This is a genomic window from Sphingomonas zeae (assembly GCF_014197135.1).
GTDB classification, from domain to species: Bacteria; Pseudomonadota; Alphaproteobacteria; order Sphingomonadales; family Sphingomonadaceae; genus Sphingomonas; species Sphingomonas zeae.
Window position 1 is genome coordinate 280,332 of record NZ_JACIFA010000004.1, and the last position, 23,638, is coordinate 303,969.

Below are 23,638 nucleotides of genomic sequence, written 5' to 3' on the forward strand. Positions count from 1 at the left end.
TCCAGAAGGAATGGGCCTGCGTAGCGCGCAGATACGCCGTTCGGAAGGCCTCCGATTTCCGGGGTCCGTATTCCTGCGTCCGTTCAGCGTGAACGAAGTTTGGGGATCAATACCCCAGCTTCGCGATCAGCAGGTCGAGCAGCCGCTCGTCGCTCGACGTGCCCACCGGACCCAGCGCACCGCATTCCAGGCAGCGGGCCTGGACCGACCCGCCCCGCGCCAGCCGCGCAACGTCGCCCAGGGCACGGGCGGCGATCGCACGACGTTCGGCGGCAGCGATGGCGAAGACGTCGCCGCCCTGCTGGCTGTCGTCATCGCTGTCGAACCCTTCTGCCAGCATCGCGGCGAAGCCCGGCTTCTTCTCCAGATACTCGGCATGGACCTTGGCCGGGTCCAGCTTGGCGCGGCGGGCGGCCTCGGCGATGGCGTCTGACAGGGTGCCGAACCGGTCGACCAGTCCGATCTGGCGCGCGGTGCCGCCGTCCCAGACCCGGCCCTGCGCGATGGTGTCGACCTTTTCGGGCGTCATGTGGCGCGCCTCTGCGACGCGCGACAGGAACTGGCGATAGCCATTCTCGATCCCCGCCTGCAGGATGGTGTCGAGCATCGGCGTCGTCCCGCCCAGCACGTCCGGCTGGCCGGTCAGCGGCGTGGTCTTCACTCCGTCGGTGGTCACGCCGATCTTGGCGAGCGTGTTCTCAAAGGTCGGGATGATGCCGAAAATGCCGATCGACCCGGTGATCGTCCCCGGCTCGGCAAAGATCAGGTCGGCCGGGGTGGAGACCCAGTAACCGCCCGACGCCGCAAGGCCGCCCATCGAGACGATGACGGGCAGCTTCTGCCGCTTGGCCTCCAGAATCGCCTGGCGGATCTGCTCGGACGCCAGCACCGATCCCCCCGGCGAATCGACGCGCACGACCAGCGCCTTCAGCTTCTTCTCGGCGAGGCCTTCGAGCAATGCCTTGGACACCGTCTCGCCCGCTGCGGTGCCGGGACCGGCTTCGCCATCGACGATATTGCCCGCGATGGTCAGCACGCCGATCGCATCGCCCTTGGTCGGCAGCGGGTTGGCCTTGACCCAGGCGGCATAGGAAATGGTGCGGAACGAGCCTGCGGGCTTGTTCGCCTCGGCCCCGGCAATCTCGGCCACGCGCTTGCCGAAAGCCAGCTTGTCACCCAGCTTGTCGACCAGCCCCGCCTTCAGGTTCGCGTCGGCGATGTTGCCGTTCGACGCCAGGACGGCGCGGTCGGGCTGGGTCAGGAAGCTGTCGAGCTGGGCCTTGGGGCGCGCCTGGGCGACCGACTCGCGCCACTGGGCGAACAGCGTGCCGTAGAGCGCCTGCGACGCGGCGCGGGCGTCGGGGCTCTGGTCGGCGCGGATATAGGGTTCGACAAAGGATTTGAACTTGCCGACGCGATAGACATGGGTGGTCACGCCCAGCTTGTCGATCAGCCCCTTATAGTAAAGCTGATTGCCGCCCGGCCCGGTGAACAGCGTGCCGCCCAGCGGATTGACCCAGATTTCGCTGGCGTTCGCGGCCAGCCGGTATGCGCCGTCGGTATAGGCGGTGGCATAGGCCAGCACCGGCTTGCCGCCCTTGCGGAAGCGCTGGATCGCGTTGCCCACTTCCTGCAAGGCAGCGGGATAGGCGCCGCCGAACGCATCCAGATGGAGCACCAGAACCTTCACGCGACCGTCGTCCTTGGCCGCGTCGATCGCGCGGACCAGATCGCGCAGGCGATATTGGTGCGGCACGCTGCCGCCCGACAGCATGGCGAGCGGCGCGATCGTTTCGGGCTGCTCGACGATCGGGCCGTCCAGTTTCAACAGGAGCGCGCCGTCGGTGATCGCCTTGGTCCCCGGCCGGGCGTTGAGCGCGGCAAAGATCAGGCCGAAGAAGAGCAGCATCGCGGCCAGCACCAGGAAATCCTTGATGCCGACCAGCAGACGCCAGGCGCCGCGTACCAGCCGCCAGCCGCTGCGCCCGCCGGGCTTGCGCCCCGGTCGGCTGAAATCCTGATCGAGCGGGGAGGCGGGCGGAAGGGCGTCGGCGCGGGCGTCGGTCATGCGGTATCGCTAGCCCAGCAGCGAAAGCGCGGCAATGCCCCGTGTTATGAGATCAACACGCAGTCCATGTTGTCATTTTTTTTGTTCCGGCCCGGCCGCAATCCCGCGAAAATTTTTTTGGCCGGGGCGTTGACGGCCTGAATGGCCGTTCACATATCCGGTGGCGTTGGCACTCGCATGGCTTGAGTGCCAGAAAAGTGTAACACGCCAGATTAAAGGGATATGGCAATGAACTTTCGTCCGTTGCACGACCGCGTTCTCGTCCGTCGCGTCGAGGCCGAGGAAAAGACGGCTGGCGGGATCATCATCCCGGATACCGCCAAGGAAAAGCCCCAGGAGGGCGAGGTCGTCGCCGCCGGTTCGGGCGCCAAGGCCGAAGACGGCAAGGTCACGCCGCTGGACGTGAAGGCGGGCGACCGCATTCTGTTCGGCAAGTGGTCGGGCACCGAGGTCAAGGTGAACGGTGAAGACCTGCTCATCATGAAGGAATCGGACATTCTCGGCATCATCGGCTGAGACTGATCCTTCTCCCGTTTTTTACGACAATTCCAGATTGAAAGGGTAGCCACCATGGCAGCCAAGGAAGTCAAGTTTTCGCGCGACGCGCGTGAGCGCATCATGAAGGGCGTCGACATCCTCGCCGATGCCGTCAAGGTCACGCTGGGTCCGAAGGGCCGCAACGTCGTGATCGACAAGTCGTTCGGTGCCCCGCGCATCACCAAGGACGGCGTTTCGGTCGCCAAGGAAATCGAACTCAAGGACAAGTTCGAGAACATGGGCGCGCAGATGGTGCGCGAAGTGGCGTCGAAGACCAACGACATCGCCGGTGACGGCACCACCACCGCGACCGTCCTGGCCCAGGCGATCGTCCGCGAGGGCATGAAGTCGGTCGCGGCCGGCATGAACCCGATGGATCTGAAGCGCGGCATCGACATCGCTGTCACCAAGGTCGTCGAGGACATCAAGGCCCGCTCGAAGCCCGTTTCGGGCTCGAACGAAGTCGCCCAGGTCGGCATCATCTCGGCCAATGGCGACCGTGAAGTCGGCGAGAAGATCGCCGAAGCCATGGAAAAGGTCGGCAAGGAAGGCGTCATCACCGTCGAAGAGGCCAAGGGCCTCGAGTTCGAGCTCGACGTCGTCGAGGGTATGCAGTTCGACCGTGGTTACCTGTCGCCCTACTTCATCACCAACCCGGAAAAGATGACGGTCGAACTGAACGACCCGTACATCCTGATCCACGAGAAGAAGCTGTCGAACCTGCAGGCGATGCTCCCGATCCTGGAAGCCGTCGTCCAGTCGGGCCGTCCGCTCCTGATCATCGCCGAGGACATCGAAGGCGAAGCGCTGGCGACCCTGGTCGTCAACAAGCTGCGCGGCGGCCTGAAGGTCGCAGCGGTCAAGGCTCCGGGCTTCGGCGATCGTCGCAAGGCGATGCTGGAAGACATCGCCATCCTGACCGCGGGCGAGCTGATCTCGGAAGACCTGGGCATCAAGCTCGAGACCGTCACCGTCGGCATGCTGGGCACCGCCAAGCGCGTCACGATCGACAAGGACAACACCACCATCGTCGATGGTGCGGGTGATGCCGACGCGATCAAGGGCCGCACCGAGGCGATCCGTGCTCAGATCGAGAACACCACCAGCGATTACGACCGCGAAAAGCTCCAGGAGCGTCTCGCCAAGCTCGCTGGCGGCGTGGCCGTCATCAAGGTCGGCGGTGCGACCGAGGTCGAGGTCAAGGAGCGCAAGGACCGCGTCGACGACGCGCTGCACGCGACCCGCGCGGCGGTCGAAGAAGGCATTGTCCCCGGTGGTGGTACGGCGCTGCTGTACGCGACCAAGGCGCTGGACGGCCTGAAGGGCGTCAATGACGACCAGACCCGTGGCATCGACATCGTTCGCAAGTCGCTGACCGCGCTGGTTCGCCAGATCGCTCAGAACGCCGGCCATGACGGTGCGGTCGTGTCGGGCAAGCTGCTCGACCAGAACGACACCTCGTTCGGCTTCAACGCGTCGACCGACACCTATGAGAACCTGGTCGCCGCTGGCGTGATCGACCCGACCAAGGTCGTCCGCACCGCGCTCCAGAACGCGGCGTCGGTCGCGGGCCTGCTCATCACCACGGAAGCCACCGTGGCCGAGCTGCCCGAAGACAAGTCGCCCGCCATGCCCGCCGGCGGCGGCATGGGCGGCATGGGCGGCATGGACTTCTAAGCCGGATCGGGAACCGGTGGGGGATATCCTCCGCCGGGAACCGGACCGGCCTGTCGTTGCGACACAGCCAAAGAAAGGCCTGGGGAGCGATCCCCGGGCCTTTTTTGTGTCTGTTCCATTATCCCGACGTTCGTTCAGCCGGAGCGAAGTCGAAGGCCACGGAATTCGCTCGGGGTGCGGGCGGGGAGGGGCCGGTCCATCCGCCTCGCTATGGCCTTCCCCGCATCGCTTTGCACACCATGGGCGGCGTTGCGACCCGCGGCAACGGGCATGGAAAAAGGCGGCCGGACCATCGCCCGACCGCCTTTCCCGTAATCCGGAAAGCCGAGCTTACGCGCCCGCGTTCTTCAACGCCGCCTGGACGTCGGACCAGCTGACCGCGCCCTTGAGCGGCTTGCCGTTCAGGATGAAGGTCGGCGTACCCGTCACCGTGCCGTCGGCGCCGCGATCTTGAGTCTGCTTGGTCAGGCGGTCGATCTGCGTCATGTCGCTCAGGCACTGGCGCGCCTTGGCCTCGGGAATGCCGCGCTGCTTGACGAAGTTGATGAGGTCCATCTGATCGGCCAGCGCCTTGATGACGTCGACCGGCTTGGCGTTCTGGAGCTGCTGCTGCATCGCAGGCGGCATCGCCTGAAGCTTGTCGTTGAAGCCCTGCTGCGACTGGTACATCTGTTCCAGCACCGGGAAGAAGGTCGCCTCGCCGGCGCAGATGCCAAGCAGCGCGGGGGGAAGGTCGGGCGCGCCGTGGATCAGGAATTCGCGGAATTCCCAGCTGACCTTGCCCGATTTGACGTAGTTGTTGGTCAGCGGCTCATAACCCTCCCGCGCGAAGGCGCCACAGGCCGGGCATAGACGCGAGCCATATTCGACCAGCTTGATGGGCGCGTCGGGGTTGCCCATCACATAGCCTTCGGCGGTCTTGCTGACGACCTGGGTCCAGTCCTTGCCCGCAGGCGCGGGCACCGCAGCGACCGGCGAGGCGGCGGGGGCGCTGCTGTTGGCGTCGCCATTGCCGCCGCCGCAGGCGGCCAGCGCGAGCGGAAGGGCGAGGAGGAGAAGGCGAGACTTCATCGACATATGCTCCGAAGAAAAAAGAAGAATTTAGCGGGCGCCGCCTGCGCGCAACAGCGGCTGCAGCTTGTCCCAGGTGAACACGCCCATCGCCTGCTTGCCGTTGATGAAGAAGCCGGGCGTCCCCTCGATCGTATCGGGGGCCGCGGTGGTCATCGCGACCACCCGGTCGGTGGCGGCACGGTCCGAAAGACAAGCGGTGATCTGTGCATCGGTCAGCCCGGCGCTCTTGCCGATCGCGGTCAGGCCTGCGCCATCGGCCTCGGCCCGCATCTGGGCGGCGGGCGGATAGGCGCTGATCCGCTGGGCATTGGCCTGATCGAACTCCATCCCGCGCGTCAGCCAGTCGCGCTGCTGCGCGAAGATCGTATCGTGCAGGCTGGCGAACCGCGCCGCTCCGCCGCAACGGGCGATCAGCGCGGCGGCCAGGTCCAGCCGGTCGCGGATGAAATGGCGAATCTCGATACTGGTCGAGCCCGATCGCACCATCTGCCCCTTCAGAACCGCCGCCGACTGGGTGGTGAAATCGGCGCAGTGCGGGCAGGTATAGCTGACATATTCGACCAGCTTCACCCGCGCCGCCGGATTGCCGATGACATAGGCACCGGTGGGCGTCTGGCTGATATGGGTCGCCCAATTGGCGGCTTTGCGCTGAGCTTGGGCGGCTTGGGCCGAACCGGCGGACAGGGCGAGGCCGATCGCGGCCAGCGACAGGAAAAGACGCATCACGACACCTTGGGAAGGCCGCGCGTCGCTGCGACGCCCGCGGCAAGCGATTCGAGGACGGCGCGAAGCTCCGGATCGGCGATCTGGCGCAGACCGTCGCCCATTTCGGGCGGCACCGGCTGGGGCTTGGGCGGTGCGGCCCGCTTGGGCGCGGCCATCGGCAATTCGCCCTGGCGGATCTGCAACCGCGCGACCGCCGGATAGCCGAAAAAGCGATTTACCCGCTCGATGATCTCGGGCGCGATATGCTGCATCATCGGCGCGTGCGCCCCGCGCACGACCAGCGTCAGCACGCCATTCTGCTTCTCGCCCTGCGGAAAGCGGATCGATTCGGGCGCGCTGGCGGTCGAAAGGCGCGGGCCGACGATATCCGGCCAGCGGCTGACGATGGCGCTCTGCACAAAGCCGAAACGGCGAAAGGCCGCGCCGCCGATCGCGGGCAGCAGTTCGGATACCGCGCGAGGGCGATTCGATCGGGGGGGCGGCTCCTGGGGGGCGCGGACGCGCTTGCTCATATCGGGCTCCATGCCATAGCGGGCCGGTGGACGCCAAGCATTCATCATCGCCCGACAATCCTGCCGCCCGGCTGCTCGCCTGGTATGACCGGCACGCACGCGACCTGCCCTGGCGCTCCAAGCCGGGGGAGGTGGCCGATCCGTACCGAGTCTGGCTGTCCGAGGTGATGCTGCAACAGACGACGGTGGCGGCGGTGACCCCGCGCTTCACCGCCTGGGTGGCGCGCTGGCCCGATGTAGCCAGTCTGGCCGCCGCCTCGGACGAGGACATCATGGCCGCCTGGGCGGGGCTGGGCTATTATGCCCGCGCGCGCAATCTGGTGAAGGCGGCGCGGGCGGTGGTCGCCGAGCATGGCGGGCATTTCCCGTCGACCGAGGCGGGGCTTCGCGCCTTGCCGGGGCTGGGAGCCTATACGGCGGCGGCGGTCGCGGCGATCGCGTTCGGCGAGCGCGCGGTGGTCGTCGATGCCAATGTCGAGCGTGTCGTCGCCCGGCTGTTTGCGATTCAGGTGCCGCTCCCCTCAGCCCGGCCCGCCATCCGTGAGGCGACCGACCGCATCACCCCGAACGCGCGATCGGGGGATTTCGCGCAGGCGATGATGGATCTGGGCTCGTCGATCTGTACCGTGAGGAAGCCGCAATGCCTGCTCTGCCCGCTCGCACTCGACTGTCGGGCACGAGCAGAGGGGATCGCCGAGACGCTTCCGGCCAAGGCACCGAAAAAGAAGCGGCCCTATCGCCACGGCACCGTATTCTGGATCGAGCGCGAGGGGCGGGTCTGGCTGGTCCGTCGCCCGGACAAGGGGATGCTGGGCGGTATGCGCGCGCTGCCGACCGGACCATGGGCGGATGATCGGCCGGGCCTGGCCGGCGCGCCGGGCAGGGGGCCGTGGACGATGCTGAACGAAACGGTCGTTCACGGCTTCACGCATTTCGAACTGGAATTGGCGCTTGCCAGATCCGAGGGCGGGCTCGATGATTCGGCGGTGGGCGAATGGTGGCCCATCGCGGATCTGGGAACCGCAGGGCTGCCCACCTTGTTCGCGCGGGCAGCCGATCATTTTAAAAGGGCCTGATGCCGATGATGCGTCGAGTGATGATGACGGGCGGGGCGATGCTGGCGCTGTTGAGTGCCGCTGCCCCGGCACAGATCGCGCAACCCCGCGCTCACGCCAGCGTCGCCGGGCTACCCGCGACCCAGGCGCTGTTCGACAGCTATGTCCGTACCGGCAAGATGCCGGGAATTGTCGCTGCGATTGGCACGCCGGGCCAGCCGGCGGTCTTCGTCTCGGCGGGGCGCACCGGATTGGAGCCGGACGCGCCAGCCGTCGGCCCCGATACGCTGTGGCGGGTCTATTCGATGACCAAGCCGATCACCGCCATGGCCGCGATGATCCTGATCGAGGACGGCAAGCTGAAACTCGATCAGCCGGTGTCCGACATCTATCCGGCGTACCAGCAGATGCGGGTGCTGACCAACCCCGATGCTTCGTTGCAGACGCGGCCCGCGACGCGTCCGATCACCATTCGCAACTTGCTGACCCATACGGCCGGGTTGGGGTACAGCATCACGACCAAGGGGCCGCTGCTGAAGGAATATGAGCGGCTGGGGATCGTGCCCTTCGCCGCCAATGCGCAGGTCGAGGCCAAGGTTCGGCCAACCCGCCCCGTCAGCCTCCAGCAATTCGCCGAGCGCGTCGCTGCGCTGCCGCTGATCGCCGAGCCGGGGACGAAGTGGAGCTATTCGATCGGCCTCGACGTGATGGCGGCGGTGGTGGAAAAGGTCGCGGGGATGCCGTTCGAGCGGTTCGTCCAGACGCGGCTGTTCACGCCGCTGAAGATGAATTCCAGCTATTGGCAGGTGCCCGCCTCGGCCGCGAACCGGTTGGTCAGCAATTACACGTTCCTGGGCGACCGGATGGTGCCGATCGACCCGGCGGCGAATTCGGTCTTTCGCCAGCGGCCCAGCTTTCCCTATGGCGGCGCGGGGCTGGTGATGTCGGCGCGCGATTATGACCGCTTCCTCCAGATGCTGCAAAATGGCGGCCAGGTGGACGGCGTGCGCGTGATGAAGCCGGAGACCGTCAGGCTCGCCATGTCCAACCTGCTGCCCGCCGGTGTCACCTATGGCTCCGTCTCGGGGGCGACCGGAGGCAGCGCAGGCGAGGTGCCGACCGGCTTCGGCGCGGGGGGATCGGTGACGCTGGCCGATACGCCGGGCGGTCCGGGCAAGGGCACCTATGGGTGGGGCGGGGCGGCGGGCACGATCGCCTATGTCGATCCGGCCCGGCAAATGCGCGGGGTCGTCATGGTCAATTACTTCCCCGCCGACCGCTATCCGCTACGCCGCGATCTGGCGGCGACGCTCCATCAAGACCTTGGGCATAGCGCGAAGTGAAGGAACTCGGCTTTACCGGCGGGCGGCTCGACCGCGCCGACCAGCTGCGACATGATCCTGCGGCGTTTGCGGCGGCGCTGGCCGATCCGGCGGCGAGGCTGCTGATCCTCGACGCCTATCAGCCCCTCATGCAGGACGGGCGGCTGGGCTGGACCGCGATCGATCCGGCGGCGTCTCCGGAAGACCATGTGCTGCTGGGCATCGAGGATGCGACGCCGTATTTCGCACGGCTGGTCCCGGAACCCGCGATGGGCCGGTCGTTCGAGATGATCGCCGCACTCCATGCCCTGGAGGCGGGGGAGGCGGCGACCTATGCGGCGGCGCGGTCGGTGATCGACTGGCATGCGCGGCACGGCTTTTGCGCGAAGTGCGGCCATGCGACCGAGCCGTTCCGTGCGGGCTGGGCACGGCGCTGCCCGGCGTGCGGCACCGAGCATTTCCCCCGCGTCGACCCGGTCGTCATCATGATCGCCGAACATGACGGCCGCGCGCTGCTGGGCCGCCAGCCTGCCTTTCCGCCGGGGCGTTACTCGGCGCTGGCGGGATTTCTGGAGCCCGGCGAATCGATCGAGGAAGCGGTGGCACGCGAGTTGTTCGAGGAAGCGGGCATCCGCGTGCGTGACGTGCGCTATATCGCCAGCCAGCCCTGGCCGTTTCCGTCCTCGCTGATGATCGCATGCGTCGCCACGGCGATCGACGACCGGCTGACCATCGACAGAACCGAGCTGGAAGACGCGATGTGGGTGTCGCGCGACGAGGTGCGCGCGGCGCTGGCGGGGAATGCGTCGCGATTCGGCGTGCCGCCGTCCTATGCCATTGCGCATACATTGCTGGAGGCGTGGGCCGAATAATCCTCCCCGGTACGGGGAGGTGGCAGGCCGAAGGCCTGACGGCGGGGCGTGCCTTCATGGACGTCCTACGTGGAAGCCCCCCGCCACCATCGATTCCTGGCGGTTCCCCTTCCCTGCGAAGGGAGGAATAGATTACCCCCGCTGTCGCGCCTGGGCATAGGTGCCCAGCACCCGCACCCATTTGCTGTGGAAGCCGAGTTCCTCGATCGCGCGGTCGAAGGCCGCTTCGCCGGGGCGTCCGACCACGTCGCAATAAAACTCCGTCGCCGCGAAGCTGCTGCCGCGCTGATAACTTTCCAGCTTGGTCATGTTGACGCCGTTGGTCGCGAATCCGCCCATCGCCTTGTAGAGTGCGGCGGGAATATTCTTCACTTCGAAGATCAGGCTGGTCATCCAGGGGCCGTCGCCCACCGGCGGCTGGCCACCCCGCGCCAACACGACGAAGCGGGTCATGTTACGCTCGCCGTCCGAAATATCCTCGGCCAGCAGGTTCAGGCCGTACAGCTCGGCGGCACGCGGCGGGGCGAGCGCGGCGACGCGCGGATCGTTCATCTCCGCGACCCGCGCTGCAGCGCCCGCGGTGTCGGCATAGGCGATCGGGCGAATGCCGTGCGCGCGCAGCCAGTGGCGACACTGGCCCAGCGCCTGCGGATGACTCATCGCCTCGACCAGCCCGTCGCGCCCGCCGGTGGCCATCAGCGCGTGGCGGATCGACAGGAAATGCTCGCCGGTGATGACGAGCCCGGATTCGGGGAGCAGGAAATGGATGTCGGCGACGCGCCCGTGCAGCGAATTTTCGATCGGAATGATCGCGCGGTCGGCCTTGCCGGTCTTCACCGCCTCCAGCGCGTCGGCGAAATCGAAACAGGGCAGGGGCAGGCCGTCCGGAAACACCTCGGTCGCCGCGACATGGCTGTTGGCGCCGGGCGCGCCCTGAAAGGCGACGGCACGGGCCGGTTCAGCCAAGGCGGCGGCGGTCATCGCCTCGACGATCGGACGGGCGGGGGCGGCGTAATTGTCCATGGGTCAGCGGCGTAAAGCGCGCGCGTCACACGATCAAGGGAAGCAGAACTTGCCGTTCGCGAAAGCCGCACCTAAGGTTCGCGTTCAGGAGAGATATTGGCGGGGCAGCGAAACGCGATGGACCTAAAGACCAATACGATCGCGGGATGGGTGCTGGGTGCGGCAGGCACCGCATTAGGCCTTTCGATCGTCGGCGGCATGATCTTCCACGAAGAACGCCCCGAAAAAATGGGCTATGCGATTGAGGGCGTAGAGGCAGAGGGCGCGGGCGGTGGTGCCGCCGAAGTGCCGATCGCCTCGCTGCTGCCGACCGCCGACGCGGCCAAGGGCGCGGAAGTGTTTAAGAAATGCGCCGCGTGCCACACCATCAACCAGGGTGGCGCGAACGGCATCGGCCCCAATCTCTATGCCACGATGGGCGAGGCGATCGCGCAAGGGAAAGCGGGCTTCGCCTTCTCCGACGCGCTGAAGGCGGTCGGCGGCAAATGGGACTGGGACAAGATGAATGCGTGGCTGACCTCTCCGCGCAAATTCGCACCCGGCACCAAGATGACCTTTGCCGGGCTTTCCAACCCGCAGGACCGTGCGAACGTCATCCTGTACCTCAACCAGCAGGGATCGAACCTGCCGCTCCCGGCCGCTCCGGCGGCCAAGGCCGAACCAGCGGCGGGTGACGCCCCGGCCAATGGCGCGGATGCGGCGGTCAACAAGGTCGAGGAGGATGTGCGCGGCGACACTGGATCGATCGCCAATACCGGTACGCCCGCCAAGGGCGCGCCCTCGGTCGATCCCCAGGCCGCCGTGGAGGGAGCCAAGGCGCCCCGTTAATGGGGGTTCCGGGCGATTTGAGCCTTGACCTGCCGATCCTGCAAGCGCCCATGGCGGGAGTGTCGACGCCCGCCATGGCAGCGGCGGTGAATGCGGGCGGCGGGCTGGGCGCGATCGCGATCGGGGCGAGCGATACGGCGGCTGCGGCGCGGATGCTCGCCGAGACGCGCGAGCGGACCGATCGGCCGTTCAACGTCAACCTCTTCGTCCATGCCCCGCCCATGCCCGATCCGGCGCGCGAGGCGGCGTGGTGCGACGCGCTTCGCCCCGCCTTCGCCCGGTTCGACGCCAAGCCGCCAGCCGCGTTGCGCGCAATCTACCCCAGCTTTGCGCAGGACGATGCAATGCTGGCGCTGCTGGTCGAAGCGAAACCGGCGGTGGTCAGCTTTCACTTCGACCTGCCAGATGGTCCCCGCATCGCCGCGTTGAAACAGGCGGGATGCCGGTTGCTGGCCAGCGTGACCTCGCTAGCCGAGGCGCAGGCGGCCGAGCGTGCCGGGATCGATGTGCTGGTCGCGCAAGGATATGAGGCGGGCGGCCATCGTGGTGTCTTCGATCCCGATGCAGCGGACGATCGGCTGGGCACGCTGGCGCTGGCCCGGTTGCTGGTGATGCGGACGCGGCTGCCGGTAATCGCGGCCGGCGGGATCATGGACGGTGCGGGCGTGTCGGCGGTTCTAGCGCTGGGTGTGGTCGCGGCGCAGCTGGGGACGGCCTTCATCGCCTGTCCCGAAAGCGCGGCGGACGCTTCCTACCGCGCGGCGCTGATGGGGGAAGGAGCCGCGCATACGGTGATGACCCGCGCGATTTCGGGGCGGCCGGCGCGGTGCCTGGCCAATCGTTTCACCGCGCTGGACGAGACCTTGACGGCGGCAGTGCCCGATTATCCGATTGCCTATGACGCGGGGAAGGCGCTGAATGCCGTTGCCAAGGCGCGGGGCGAAGACGGTTACGGGGCGCAATGGGCGGGGCAGGGGGCGCCGCTGGCCCGCGCCATGCCTGCTGCAGCGCTGGTTCGGACGATTGCGGGCGAGATGCGGGGGTAGGTGGGGGCGGGGGCTTCGACTTCACTCAGCCTGAGCGAAGCCGAAGGCCAAGGAAACCAGGGGGGATGCACCCGAACCACCACTCCGCTAGACCTGTGACATGATCACCAAGCCCCCCATCGGTCGCGATACGCGGCTGTGCATGTCGCTGTCGGCCAGGCCCGGCAATTTCGGGTCGCGCTTCCACAACCGGCTCTATGAGCTGACTGGACTCGACTATGTCTACAAGTCGTTCAGCACGACCGATCTGGCGGCGGCGGTGGGCGGCATACGGGCGCTGAACATTCGCGGCTGTGCCATCTCCATGCCGTTCAAGGAGGCGGTCATTCCGTTGCTCGACGGGCTGGCCGGATCGGCAGCGGCGATCGACAGCGTCAATACCATCGTCAACGATGACGGGCGGCTGACCGGTTACAACACCGATTATGCCGCGGTCGTCGAACTGATTGCTGATATCGACCGCAACACGCCCTTTGTCCTGCGCGGATCGGGCGGGATGGCGAAGGCGGTAGCGGCGGCCTTGCGCGATTCTGGCTTCACGAACGGTCGCATCGTCGCGCGTAACGAGGCGCTTGGACGTGCACTGGCGGAGCTTTACGGATTCGGCTGGGCTTCGGAACTGGGCGAGGGCGCGCCGTTGCTCATCAACGTCACGCCGATCGGCATGACCGGGGGAAATGAGCAGCAGCTCGCTTTCCCCGAGGCGATGATCGCGCGGGCGGAAATCGCCTTCGACGTGGTGCAATATCCCCCGGAAACGCGCTTCCTGACCGTCGCGCGAGACATGGGCAAGCGGGTGATTACCGGCACCCAGGTCGCAACCATCCAGGCGCTCGAACAATTCGTCCTCTACACCGGCGTCCGCCCGACGCCCGAGCAGGTGCGGGAGGCGGCGGACTATGCCTATTGCCTGGGGTGACGGTCAAAGCCCCGCCATCGTCATCAGAACGGTCCACTCGGCTTCGCCGACCGGCGACACCGACAGGCGGGACTGGCGCAGCATCGGCAGGTCAGCGAGCTTGGCCTCTGCCTTCATCGCTGTCAGCGTGACGGAGCAGGGCAATGGCCGGTCGGGCGCGATCTCGACCGAGACCCAGCGCCCGTCATCGCCATCGGCTTTCGCGGCGCGGGTGATGGTCGCGATCCCCACCGCCGCCTTGTCCTTGCCGCTGTGATAGAAGATCGCCGAATCGCCCGGCTTCATGCCACGCAGATGCCCGGCGGCGGCTGCGTTGCGAACGCCGTCCCATTCGGTCCGCCCGTCGCGGACCAGATCGGCCCAGCCATTGCTGTCCGCTTCCGACTTCAACAGCCAATAGGCCATGGCCGCGCGCTCCTCCTGAACCGCAACTAAACGCTACATTCCGTATCCATTCAGCCCTATCATGGCAGGGAAGGCAACACGGACGCCATGGGCGCGTTTTGCCATCAGCGGACCGGGCGTATCAGTATCGGAGGTTCGGTATGAACGGAGTGTTGAAGAAGCTGGGGTTGGGCCTGGCCTTGGGGGCTACCGCGCTCACGGCGGCGGCTCCAGCCGAGGCGCAGCGTTGGGGCCGGGGCTGGGGCGGCTATTACCACCGCGATCGCGGCGGCGACGCCGTCGCGGGCGCGCTGCTGGGCGGCATCGTCGGCCTGGGCGTCGGGGCTGCGATCGCGAGCAGCAACCGGCCGCGCTATGTCGATCGCGGCTATTATTATAATCGCGGCTACGACCCCTATTATGCGCCGCCGCCCCCGCCGCCGGTGGTCTATGAATATCGCAGCTATGCGCCGCGCTGCTGGAACGACTGGCGGTGGGACCCTTATTGGGGGCGTAGCGTGCCCGTCCGGGTCTGTAACTGAGCATGACGGCGGCGTCGGGACCATCCCGACGCCGCTTTTGCTTGGCAGCGCCCTCGAGTCGGCGTTAAGGCGCAGGCATGACCGATACCGTTCCCGATCGCTTGTCCACCAACCCGGACAGCCCCTATTTCGACCAGGACCTCCTCCAGCGTGGGGTCGGCATCCGCTTCAAGGGCAATGAGCGCCGCGACGTCGAGGAATATTGCATTTCCGAAGGCTGGATTCGCGTCGCGCTGGGCAAGAAGGTCGACCGTCACGGCCGCCCGCTGACCCTGAAGCTGAACGGCGAGGTCGAGGCGTGGATCGAAAATCCGGCCGATGACGCCGAAGAAGGTTCGGAAGAAGCGCGCGGTTAAGATTCTGGACCACCCCGGCGAAGGCCGGGGTCCAGTTACTATGTGCGGGCGACTGTATCCCGCGCGCCGATTGACGCGCCACCGGCGTTAGAGAAACTGGACCCCGGCCTTCGCCGGGGTACGGCCTGGCATTCGCAGGGGCTGGTATAATGAGGGCAAGTGAACTCGTCACCCCCCGTTCAGGCTGAGGGAAGTTGAAGCCCAAGGGATACCCTCACCCCGCACCGACGTCGCTCAGGTCGCTCAAGCCGCCTCCATCGCCTCGCCCGCTTCCATCCAGCGCACTTCCGCCTCGGCCAGCTTGTCGACCACTTCGGCGCGGCGCTTGTTCAACTCGCCCATCGACAGTTTGGCATGGCGCGGTTCGGCCGCTGCGGGATCGTTCATCGCCTTGTCCAGCGCATCGCGCTCGCGGGTCAGCTTGGCCATCTCGTCCTCGATGCCGCGCAGCGTCTTCTTCATCGCGTTGAAGCGTTCGCGTTGCTCGGCGGAGGCCTTCTTGCTCGCCGCCCGGTCCGCCTTGGATGCGGCATCGCCCTGGCCCGCATCGCCCTTCAGAACGAAGGCGATGTAATCGTCGAGCGACCCGTCGAACTCCTTCGCCGTGCCATTGTCGACCAGCACCAGCCGGTCCGCCGTCATCTCCAGCATGTGGCGATCATGGCTGACCAGCACGACCGTGCCCTTGTACATGTTGAGCGCCTGGACCAGCGCCTCGCGCGCGTCGACGTCGAGGTGGTTGGTCGGCTCGTCGAGGATCAGCATGTGCGGCGCGTCGCGGGTGATGAGCGCCAGCGCCAGGCGGGCACGCTCGCCGCCCGACAGCTTGCCGACCTTGGTCGTCGCCTTGTCGCCCGAAAAGCCGAACCGGCCCAGCTGCGCGCGCACCGCCGCCGGAGTCGCGCCGCGCATGATGCGCGTCATATGTTCCAGCGGCGTATCGTCGGTGTCGAGTTCCTCGACCTGATACTGGGTGAAATAGCCCACCCGCATCTTGCCGCTCGAGTTCATGTCGCCTTCCATCGGCGTCAGCTGCGCGGCGAGCAGGCGGGCGAGCGTCGTCTTACCGTTACCGTTGCGACCCAGCAGCGCGATCCGGTCGTCCGGGTCTATGCGCAGGTTCAGCCGCTTCAGGATCGGCGTCTCGGCATAGCCCACGCTCGCCAGGTCCAGCGTGATGAGCGGCGGGCGCAGCTGATCGGGATCGGGGAAGTCGAAGGATAGCGACGGGTCGTTCGCCATCTCGGCGATCGGCTGCATCTTGGACAGCATCTTGGCGCGGCTCTGCGCCTGCTTGGCGGTCGACGCGCGGGCCGAGTTGCGGGCGATATAGTCCTGCAACTTGGCGCGCTGCGCATCCTGATTCGCCTTGGCGGCGGCGAGCTGTGCCATGCGCTCGGCACGCTGGCGCTCGAACGAATCATAGCCGCCGGGATAAAGCGTCACCTTGCCGCCCTGCAGGTGCAGGATATGGTCGACGACATTGTTTAGGAAGTCACGTTCATGGCTGACCAGCAGGATCGTCGCGCGATAGGATTTGAGGAAATCCTCCAGCCACATCACCGCTTCGAGGTCGAGGTGGTTCGACGGTTCGTCGAGCAGCAACACGTCGGGCGCGGAGAACAGGAGGGCGGCGAGCGCCACGCGCATCTTCCAGCCGCCCGAATAGCTGGACAGCGGGCGGGCCTGCATCGCCTCGTCAAAGCCCAGGCCCTGCAGGATGCTGGAGGCACGCGCGGGCGCGGTATAGGCGTCGATCGCGATCAGCCGCTCATAGATGTCGCCCAGCTTTTCCGGGTCGCTTTCGGTCTCGCTGCGCTCCATCAGTTCGGCGCGCTCGATATCGGCCGCGAGCACCGTCTCGAACGGGGTGGCGGTGCCGTCGGGGGCCTCCTGCGCGATATAGCCCAAGCGCGCGCCCTTGGGCATCTCGCAGGCGCCGTCATCGGCCTCCAACTGGCCCGCGATCACACGGACCAGAGTCGACTTGCCAGCCCCGTTGCGACCGATCAGACCGACTCGGCTGCCGGGGGGGAGCGCCGCGGATGCGCCGTCGAGGATCGTGCGGCCGCCCAGGCGCACGGTGATGCCATTCAGATTAAGCATGGCGCGCGCCTAGCAAATTCCGGCGCGAAAGGGGAGGGGCGCATTATCCTCCCCGGCACGGAGAGGGTGTCAGGGCTTTGACGTGCCCCTGGCACGTCAAGATGGTACCGGGGTACCATCTCGCTCGCATACATCCGAAGGATGGTAGAGGGGGCGTCCCACACGGGGTGTCCTATGGGAAGCCCCCCTCCGTCAGCGCATTCTCGCTGCCGCCTCCCCGCCGGGGAGGGGTTGGGATCAGCGCGCGGCCAGGCTGGTCGCGCCGGCGGGTGGCCAGTTCTGCGCCCCGCATTTCTTCACGACCCATTCCGCCCGCTTGTTCCAGCACAGGGCATCCAGGCGCGGCATGGTCGCGACGACATGCTCGCGGCCGATATAGCGCGGGAAACGCTGCTCGCCGTAAGGGACCAGGCTATTGCGCAGCTCGCGCATCCGGTCGACCGCCAACTCGCCCAGATGGCCGCGGGGCGTGAAGACCGCCTGATGCAGGATCGACGCCGCGGTGGTGCAGAAACCAAGCTGCCCCGACACCGACGAGAAGCTGGCATAGGTGCGCGTGCCATATTGGTCGAGCGCGTCCTGCCCGGCCTTCGCCGTCTTGTTCTGCCGTTTGAAATAGGCCCCGAGCGTATCGAACGCGCCCTTCAGTTCGGCTTCGTGATCCTTCAGTGTCGCATTATAGTTGGCCACGGTCGTGAGCATCGGCTCGAATTGGCATTGCAACGCGGCGACATTCAGCGCGGCGCGCATGTTCCACAGCAAGCCCGCGCGCAATTCCGCGGGAGTGGCGCCGGGCAGCGGCTGAGCGATGCCGGGTTCATCGCCTTGAACGGGCTTTCCCTGAAAATTATAGGGCTGCAGGAAGAATTGCGCCGATGCGGGCGCCGCGGCACCCATCCCCCAAAACGCCACGCCAGCAACCAGCGCGGTACGCACCACTTTCATTGTGTTCCGATCCTTCCCCCGTAGGGCCTTCGAGCGTCCCGAAACATAACGCTTTTCAGCTTTTTTCCCAAACGGATTCACGCGGCGACAGCGATCCGAACAATCGCGTCGGTCGTTTCGGAGGGGAAGTGAAATTCGAACCTTTCGGGGACGACCACGGCCGGGCGACGGTCCGGGCTCGCCCATGAAAAAGGGGCCGCCCGGTCGCCCGGACGGCCCCTCTCGTCGGGGATGACCCCAACGATGATTACATCGCGTTGGTCGCGTTGGTGGTCATCGTGTCGTTGGCCATCATCATGTCGTTCGACATGGTGTCGTTGGCCATCATGCCACCGTTCATGGTGCCGTCGACGGCGGTCATGTTGTCGGTGGCGGTGTCCATGCCTTCCGAAGCGTTCATTTCGGTGGTCATGTTCGCGTCGGTGGTGTTCTCGGTCTTCGAGCCGCAAGCCGAAACCGCGAGCGCCGCGCCGGCGATGATCGAGCCCGTCAGGACCTTGGAGATGATTGCACGCATTGGAAGCTCCCTTGATATTATGGATTTGGAACGGCTTGCTGGCCCTATTACCCAAATCGGGGTGGACATTAATCGGATACCGTCCGGTCCTCAAGCCTCGTTTTATCGGTCCGATGCGAGGGTCTTGAGGAACGCCGGAAAGCTGAACGCTAGCGCCTCGTCAAAGGTTTCCAACGACTTGACGCCATTTAGCGCAAAAAGACTGGTTACCGGGAACTCGGGCAGGCCGCACGGGACGATTCCGCCGAAATGCGAAAGATCCGGCGCGACGTTGACCGCAAAGCCGTGCAGCGTCACCCAGCGGCGCACGCGAACCCCGATCGCGCCGACTTTCGCTTCCGTGCCCCCGTCGCGGGTCCAGATGCCGACGCGGCCCTCGGCACGGAAGGCGTTCACGCCCAACTGCCCCAGCGCCGCGATCAGCCAGTCCTCCAGCGTATGAACGAAATGTCGCACATCTCGCCCGCGCTTATTGAGGTCGAGGATCAGATAGCCCGTCCGCTGGCCGGGACCATGATAGGTATATTTGCCGCCGCGCCCGGTCTGGAACACGGGGAAGCGCGGATCGACCAGTTCGACCGGATCGGCGCTGGTCCCGGCGGTATAGACGGGCGGATGTTCGAGCAGCCAGACGAGCTCACGCGCCTCGCCCGCCGCGACGGCGGCGGCGCGCGTCTCCATCTCGGCCAGCGACTGGTCATAGGGGGTCAGGCCCGGACTGATCCGCCATTCGATATCGGGCATGTCGGGAATATGGGTCACGATCACCCGTCCTTGCGCCCGGTGCGACGCCGATGCAAGCGGCGCAGTCGGGCGACCGCGCCCGATGGCTTTGCATCCGGCAATCGGCTAGGCAGACGCGGACAGGCGGACGGGGTGGCCGCCAAGGGAGGTAGCATGACCGTCAGGATCGGAACGGTGTGGGACAGCACGCAGCAGGTGCTGGCGGGAAGGGCCGGGATGATCGCCCCCTTTGCCGCGATCGGCTTCGTCCTGCCCAGCGTGCTGCAGCTCGTCCTGGCGCCCCCCACACCCACCCAGCCCCAGATCGGGATGATGGCGCTGGGTCTGACGGTCCTGTCCGCACTGCTCGGCATCTGGGCTCAACTGGCGATCATGGCGCTGGCGACCCATCCGGCGACCACCAGTGCTGACGCCTCACGCGCGGGCCTCCGCCGGTTGGGGCCGGTGCTGGGCGTCGCGCTGGCGATCGGCATGGGGTTCGCGCTGGTCGCGCTGGTGATGATCGTCGTACTCGGGCTTTCTCATTTCGACTTTGCCGCGGCCGTGGCCGCCAATGGCGATCCGTCCAAAATGCCGCCGATCAGCGGTGGCGCTTCCTTGTTCCTGCTCCTTTATGGCCTGGCGATCCTGGCGGGGTCGCTATGGCTGGTCGCGCGGCTGATGCTGACCTACGCGGTCGTGCTGAACGAGCGGCGCGGACTGGGCGCGATCCGCAGATCGATCGCGCTGACCCGTGGGCTGACCTGGCGGCTCATCGGCACCTTCCTGCTGTTCGGGATCGTCATGCTGGTCGCGACGCTGGCGGCGCAGAGCGTCACCGGCGCGGCGTTCCGGCTGGCACTCGGGGCCGATCACGCCGTGACGGCGGCCCGGCTCGCGGCGCTGCTGGGCTCGATCGTCAGCGCGGGGTTCCTGACCCTTGGTTATGTCTTCATCGCGCGGCTCTACGTCGCCACGGCGGGCGACCAGGCGCATCACGAAGAGGTCGGTTCGCGGTCGCTGTGATGGGATTGGATGTCGTTGCCACCCTGCGGGACGCCTGGGGCCTGTTCCGCCGCGACCGTTCGCTGCTGATCCGGCTGGCCGCGCCATTCCTGTTCTGGCCTGCCTTCGCATTGGGGCTGCTGGTCCCTGCACCGCCGCTGCCGGAGACCGACGGCGGCGAAGCGACGGCGCGCGCCATGGCCTGGGTCGATTCGGTCGGGGCCTGGGCGGGCCATTATGGCGGCTGGTATTTCGCCAGCTACGCGGTCGGCATGATCGGAACGGCAGCCATATTGGCGCTGCAGCTCACCGGTCCGGTGACGGTGGGCGAAGCGCTGGGCCGCGCGATGCGGATGGCGCCGCGCTTCCTGCTGGCGATGATCCTGGTCGCATTGCCGGTGGGGGCGGGGATGCTGCTGTACATATTGCCGGGGCTTTATGTCTCCGGCCGGCTGCTGCTGGTCGGGCCGGTGCTGTTCGCCGAGCGGCGTATGCCCGCGATGGCCGCGCTTGCCCGCTCGGTCGGGCTGACGCGCGGGGCGGGGCTGCCCATGGCGGCGCTGGCGTCGTGCACCACGCTGGGCGGGATGATCGCGGCTCAGCCCTTCATCGCGCTGATCGACGTGGTGCAGGCCGACGGTGCAGGCAATCCGGTCGCCGTCGCGCTGCTCCAGGCGGGGGCGGCGGCGGTGGCGATGGCGGCGGGGCTGGCCCAGGCGCTGGTCGCGGTCGCGGCCTATCGCCGCCTGGTCAATCGCGCGGCGTAAGCCGGGGAATCTGCGGCGCGGCATCCTCGGGCAACACGCCAAGCGCGCGGGGATCGAGAAACGTCTCGATCGCGCGCGATACGGCCACGAAGCCCTGTTTGCGATAAAAGTTGAGCGCGGACGGGTGATCGAGCGTGCAGCTATGCAGCCAGACCCGCTCGACCTTGGCGGTCCAGGCGCGCATCAGCGCTTGCGCCATCAGCCAACGACCATGGCCGTGCCCCGCCAGTTCGGGGATCAGCCCGAAATAACCGATCTCGCACTCCCCCGCCGTGCGATGGTCGAGTTCGAGCAGCCCGACCTCGATCCCCGCCCGGTCGACGACCGCAAAGACCGACACGGCCGGGTCATGGATGATCACGGTCAGCGTCGCATCGTCCATCACCAGCCGCGAGAACCACAGCCAGGGCGCGCCGACCCGCGCGAACAGCGTGCGGTACTTGGCCGGATCGGGTTTGCCCCAGGCGACCAGTTGCAGCGGCGAGGCGGGCATGGGGCGCGGGCGCGGCCGTTCGCGCATTTCCAGCGTGGTGACGATGGTGGCGATCTCGGCGGGATCGACGGGGATCAGCGCCATCCGGATTATTCCCAGGTCGCCAGCGGCGGCAGGCTCATCAGGATCGCATCGATATTGCCGCCGGTCTTCAACCCGAACAGCGTGCCCCGATCATAGACCAGGTTGAACTCGGCATAGCGCCCACGCCATGCCAGCATCGCCGCACGGTCCGCCTCGGTAAAGGGCAAGCCCATGCGCCGCCGGACGATACGCGGGAAGATGTCGAGAAACGCCTCGCCGACATCGCGGGTGAAGGCGAAATAGCCGTCGAAGTCGCCCTCCAGATGGTCGTAGAAGATGCCGCCTACCCCGCGATGCACCTGGCGGTGGGGGATGTAGAAATATTCGTCAGCCCACGTCTTGAACCGGGGATAATGCTCCGGGTCGTGGGCATCGCAGGCCACCTTCAGCCGGGCATGGAAATCCGCCGTGTCCTCTTCGATGGGCAGCGGCGGATTGAGGTCCGCGCCGCCGCCGAACCAGCGCTTGGTCGTGGTCAGGAAGCGGGTGTTCATGTGCACGGCGGGCACATGCGGATTGGCCATATGCGCGACCAGGCTGATCCCCGTCGCCACGAAGCGCGGATCGTCGCCCGCGCCGTGAATCGTCTTGGCGAACGGCCCCTCAAAGGTGCCGCCGACCGTCGAGACGTTGACGCCGACCTTCTCGAAGACACTCCCCTTCATCACCCCGCGCACGCCGCCGCCGCCGGGCTCGCCACTGGGGTCGGTACGGTCCCAGGCGGTGTATTGGAAGGCCGCGTCCGAACCCGCCTCACGCTCGATCGCCTCGAATTCGGCACAGATCCGGTCGCGCAGGGATTCGAACCAGAGGCGGGCGGCGTCCTGCTCGGCGTCGAGCGCGATGTCGGGGGTGCGGCTGTTCATGGCGCGGCGTTCTGGGCGGGGCCGGGCCGGGGGGTCAAGCCGTGATTGCGGCCCAGCCGGTCTGGCGGCGCGCTTCGGCCAGCAAAATACCACCGGTGATCGCCACGTTGAGCGAGCGGACGCCTTCGCGCATCGGTACCCGCACCCGGATGTCTGCCGCGTCGTGGACCGCCTCCGGCACGCCCGCCCCTTCGGAGCCGAGCAGGATCACGTCGTCGGGCCGGAACGCCATCTCGGGCAGCGGTATCGCGCCCAGCGTCGTTGCCAGCACGATCCGCCCGCGCGTTGCGGCGCGAAAGGCATCCCAGTCGGCGTGCCGCACGACCTCGGCCATGGCGGCATAGTCCATCGCGGATCGGGCAAGTGCGCGGTCGGAATAGGGAAAACCCATCGGCTCGATCAGGTCGACCGCGACGCCGAAACAGGTCGCGGTGCGGATCAGCGTGCCGACATTGCCCGCAATATCGGGCTCATGAAGCGCGAGCCGCATCAGTGGCCGGGGAAGGACACCAGCGCATCCACCGCGATCTCCTCCCTGCGCAGTGCGTCGGCACCGCCCAGATCGGGCAGGTCGACCAGGAATTGGGCTTGGCTCACGATCCCGCCCGCCTTGCGGATTAGCCGGACCGCGGCGCGCGCGGTGCCGCCGGTGGCGATCAGATCGTCGACCAGCAGGACGCGGGCGCCGGGAACCAGCGCATCCTCATGGATGGCGATCCGGTCCTGGCCATATTCCAGCGCATAATCCTCGGCGATGGTCGCGCCGGGCAGCTTGCCGTCCTTGCGGATCAGCAGCACCCCCGCGTTCAGCGGCACCGCGAGCGCGGCCGCGAACAGGAAGCCGCGCGCTTCGATCCCTGCGACCAGATCGACTTTCCCGCGCGTCGCGGCGGCCATCCGCTCGATCGTCTGCGCGAAACCCCTGGGGTCGAGCAGCAGGGTCGTGATGTCGCGGAACTGGATGCCGGGCTTGGGGAAGTCCGGGATGGTGCGGATCAGGGCTTTCAGATCGTCATGGGCGCTCATGCGAATTGTCATGGGCCGGAGAGGGGCGGGGGTAAAGGGGGAAGGCTCCCGAACTTCCCCGTTCCCTTCAGCCTGGGCAAAAGTCGAAGGCCAAGGGCATTCCGCCGCCAAATAAACGGAGACGGTAGGGCATGGGCTTCGATATCGCTCCGCCTGAACGGGGGT

At 66.9% G+C, this 23,638-nt stretch carries 26 protein-coding genes; 12 read left to right on the plus strand and 14 right to left on the minus strand.

What is annotated here, in order from left to right:
• Positions 1-106: 106 nt before the first annotated feature.
• Complete coding sequence (gene sppA / locus GGR45_RS08390) at positions 107-2,068, minus strand: signal peptide peptidase SppA (RefSeq protein WP_175311553.1); 1,962 nt, start codon at positions 2,066-2,068, stop codon at positions 107-109.
• 228 nt (positions 2,069-2,296) lie between these two features.
• Here sppA and groES point away from each other — a divergent pair, with 228 nt between their 5' ends.
• Together groES and groL are read left to right on the plus strand one after the other, a co-directional pair.
• Complete coding sequence (gene groES, locus GGR45_RS08395) at positions 2,297-2,584, plus strand: co-chaperone GroES (protein ID WP_042484184.1); 288 nt, start codon at positions 2,297-2,299, stop codon at positions 2,582-2,584.
• Positions 2,585-2,638: 54 nt separating this feature from the next.
• Complete coding sequence (groL, locus tag GGR45_RS08400; protein ID WP_175311552.1) at positions 2,639-4,282, plus strand: chaperonin GroEL; 1,644 nt, start codon at positions 2,639-2,641, stop codon at positions 4,280-4,282.
• Between the two features lie 330 nt (positions 4,283-4,612).
• On the opposite strand, the gene GGR45_RS08405 is transcribed toward groL, so the two are convergent.
• Genes GGR45_RS08405 through GGR45_RS08415 form a run of 3 tightly spaced genes read right to left on the minus strand, consistent with a single transcriptional unit; the run spans position 4,613 to position 6,594 of the window.
• On the minus strand, positions 4,613-5,353 hold the full coding sequence (locus GGR45_RS08405) for a DsbA family protein (protein ID WP_175311551.1): 741 nt from the start codon (positions 5,351-5,353) through the stop codon (positions 4,613-4,615).
• A 30-nt stretch (positions 5,354-5,383) separates the two neighbouring features.
• On the minus strand, positions 5,384-6,079 hold the full coding sequence (locus tag GGR45_RS08410) for a thioredoxin domain-containing protein (protein ID WP_175311550.1): 696 nt from the start codon (positions 6,077-6,079) through the stop codon (positions 5,384-5,386).
• On the minus strand, positions 6,079-6,594 hold the full coding sequence (locus tag GGR45_RS08415; RefSeq protein ID WP_175311549.1) for a DUF721 domain-containing protein: 516 nt from the start codon (positions 6,592-6,594) through the stop codon (positions 6,079-6,081). Before GGR45_RS08415 ends, GGR45_RS08410 begins: the two co-directional genes overlap by 1 nt.
• Before the next feature lie 26 nt (positions 6,595-6,620).
• Between GGR45_RS08415 and GGR45_RS08420 the strand changes: the two genes are divergently transcribed.
• The 3 genes from GGR45_RS08420 to nudC are packed head-to-tail and all read left to right on the plus strand — an operon-like array spanning position 6,621 to position 9,843.
• Entirely contained in the window at positions 6,621-7,670 is a 1,050-nt protein-coding gene (locus tag GGR45_RS08420) for an A/G-specific adenine glycosylase (protein ID WP_285138725.1), read from the plus strand.
• Positions 7,671-7,678: 8 nt separating this feature from the next.
• Complete coding sequence (locus GGR45_RS08425) at positions 7,679-8,992, plus strand: serine hydrolase domain-containing protein (RefSeq protein ID WP_175311783.1); 1,314 nt, start codon at positions 7,679-7,681, stop codon at positions 8,990-8,992.
• Positions 8,989-9,843, plus strand: coding sequence for an NAD(+) diphosphatase (nudC, locus tag GGR45_RS08430; protein ID WP_175311548.1), 855 nt, complete (start codon positions 8,989-8,991; stop codon positions 9,841-9,843). Before GGR45_RS08425 ends, nudC begins: the two co-directional genes overlap by 4 nt.
• Before the next feature lie 132 nt (positions 9,844-9,975).
• On the opposite strand, the gene GGR45_RS08435 is transcribed toward nudC, so the two are convergent.
• Positions 9,976-10,866, minus strand: a complete 891-nt coding sequence (locus GGR45_RS08435) for a prephenate dehydratase (RefSeq protein ID WP_175311547.1) — start codon at positions 10,864-10,866, stop codon at positions 9,976-9,978.
• Between the two features lie 117 nt (positions 10,867-10,983).
• On the opposite strand from GGR45_RS08435, the gene GGR45_RS08440 reads away from it, so the two are divergent.
• From GGR45_RS08440 to GGR45_RS08450, 3 genes are all read left to right on the plus strand, one after another.
• A complete protein-coding gene (locus tag GGR45_RS08440; protein WP_175311546.1) occupies positions 10,984-11,694 on the plus strand; it encodes a c-type cytochrome in 711 nt (236 codons plus the stop codon).
• On the plus strand, positions 11,694-12,740 hold the full coding sequence (locus GGR45_RS08445) for an NAD(P)H-dependent flavin oxidoreductase (RefSeq protein WP_175311545.1): 1,047 nt from the start codon (positions 11,694-11,696) through the stop codon (positions 12,738-12,740). The genes GGR45_RS08440 and GGR45_RS08445 overlap by 1 nt, the downstream gene beginning before the upstream one ends.
• Positions 12,741-12,840: 100 nt before the next feature.
• Positions 12,841-13,659, plus strand: coding sequence for a shikimate 5-dehydrogenase (locus tag GGR45_RS08450; RefSeq protein WP_175311544.1), 819 nt, complete (start codon positions 12,841-12,843; stop codon positions 13,657-13,659).
• A 3-nt stretch (positions 13,660-13,662) separates the two neighbouring features.
• Here GGR45_RS08450 and GGR45_RS08455 read toward each other — a convergent pair whose 3' ends face one another.
• Positions 13,663-14,064 (minus strand): EVE domain-containing protein, encoded by a 402-nt coding sequence (locus tag GGR45_RS08455; protein ID WP_175311543.1) that lies wholly within the window; start codon positions 14,062-14,064, stop codon positions 13,663-13,665.
• A gap of 140 nt (positions 14,065-14,204) precedes the next feature.
• Here GGR45_RS08455 and GGR45_RS08460 point away from each other — a divergent pair, with 140 nt between their 5' ends.
• Positions 14,205-14,585: a hypothetical protein gene (locus GGR45_RS08460; RefSeq protein ID WP_175311542.1), complete on the plus strand. Its 381-nt coding sequence runs from the start codon at positions 14,205-14,207 to the stop codon at positions 14,583-14,585.
• 77 nt (positions 14,586-14,662) lie between these two features.
• Positions 14,663-14,941, plus strand: coding sequence for a DUF3297 family protein (locus GGR45_RS08465; protein WP_175311541.1), 279 nt, complete (start codon positions 14,663-14,665; stop codon positions 14,939-14,941).
• 243 nt (positions 14,942-15,184) lie between these two features.
• On the opposite strand, the gene GGR45_RS08470 is transcribed toward GGR45_RS08465, so the two are convergent.
• The 4 genes from GGR45_RS08470 to lipB form a co-directional block, all read right to left on the minus strand.
• Positions 15,185-17,047 carry an ABC-F family ATP-binding cassette domain-containing protein gene (locus GGR45_RS08470; RefSeq protein ID WP_175311540.1) on the minus strand — a complete coding sequence of 621 codons (1,863 nt, stop codon included), beginning with the start codon at positions 17,045-17,047 and terminating at the stop codon, positions 15,185-15,187.
• Between the two features lie 237 nt (positions 17,048-17,284).
• Positions 17,285-17,992, minus strand: coding sequence for a hypothetical protein (locus GGR45_RS08475; protein WP_175311539.1), 708 nt, complete (start codon positions 17,990-17,992; stop codon positions 17,285-17,287).
• A 247-nt stretch (positions 17,993-18,239) separates the two neighbouring features.
• Positions 18,240-18,509: a hypothetical protein gene (locus tag GGR45_RS08480; RefSeq protein WP_175311538.1), complete on the minus strand. Its 270-nt coding sequence runs from the start codon at positions 18,507-18,509 to the stop codon at positions 18,240-18,242.
• 102 nt (positions 18,510-18,611) lie between these two features.
• Positions 18,612-19,253, minus strand: coding sequence for a lipoyl(octanoyl) transferase LipB (lipB, locus tag GGR45_RS08485; protein ID WP_217497976.1), 642 nt, complete (start codon positions 19,251-19,253; stop codon positions 18,612-18,614).
• Positions 19,254-19,406: 153 nt separating this feature from the next.
• On the opposite strand from lipB, the gene GGR45_RS08490 reads away from it, so the two are divergent.
• Both GGR45_RS08490 and GGR45_RS08495 read left to right on the plus strand, forming a co-directional pair.
• A complete protein-coding gene (locus GGR45_RS08490) occupies positions 19,407-20,258 on the plus strand; it encodes a DUF7847 domain-containing protein (RefSeq protein ID WP_175311536.1) in 852 nt (283 codons plus the stop codon).
• A complete protein-coding gene (locus GGR45_RS08495; protein WP_175311535.1) occupies positions 20,258-21,004 on the plus strand; it encodes a hypothetical protein in 747 nt (248 codons plus the stop codon). Before GGR45_RS08490 ends, GGR45_RS08495 begins: the two co-directional genes overlap by 1 nt.
• On the opposite strand, the gene GGR45_RS08500 is transcribed toward GGR45_RS08495, so the two are convergent.
• The 4 genes from GGR45_RS08500 to GGR45_RS08515 are packed head-to-tail and all read right to left on the minus strand — an operon-like array spanning position 20,988 to position 23,473.
• Positions 20,988-21,581, minus strand: coding sequence for a GNAT family N-acetyltransferase (locus tag GGR45_RS08500; RefSeq protein WP_175311534.1), 594 nt, complete (start codon positions 21,579-21,581; stop codon positions 20,988-20,990). The two genes, GGR45_RS08495 and GGR45_RS08500, sit on opposite strands and share 17 nt — an antisense overlap.
• Positions 21,582-21,586: 5 nt before the next feature.
• Positions 21,587-22,447 (minus strand): oxygen-dependent coproporphyrinogen oxidase, encoded by an 861-nt coding sequence (gene hemF / locus GGR45_RS08505; protein ID WP_175311533.1) that lies wholly within the window; start codon positions 22,445-22,447, stop codon positions 21,587-21,589.
• 34 nt (positions 22,448-22,481) lie between these two features.
• Positions 22,482-22,937 carry a tRNA (cytidine(34)-2'-O)-methyltransferase gene (locus GGR45_RS08510; RefSeq protein WP_175311532.1) on the minus strand — a complete coding sequence of 152 codons (456 nt, stop codon included), beginning with the start codon at positions 22,935-22,937 and terminating at the stop codon, positions 22,482-22,484.
• A complete protein-coding gene (locus tag GGR45_RS08515; RefSeq protein WP_175311531.1) occupies positions 22,937-23,473 on the minus strand; it encodes an adenine phosphoribosyltransferase in 537 nt (178 codons plus the stop codon). The genes GGR45_RS08510 and GGR45_RS08515 overlap by 1 nt, the downstream gene beginning before the upstream one ends.
• Between the last annotated feature and the right edge of the window lie 165 nt (positions 23,474-23,638).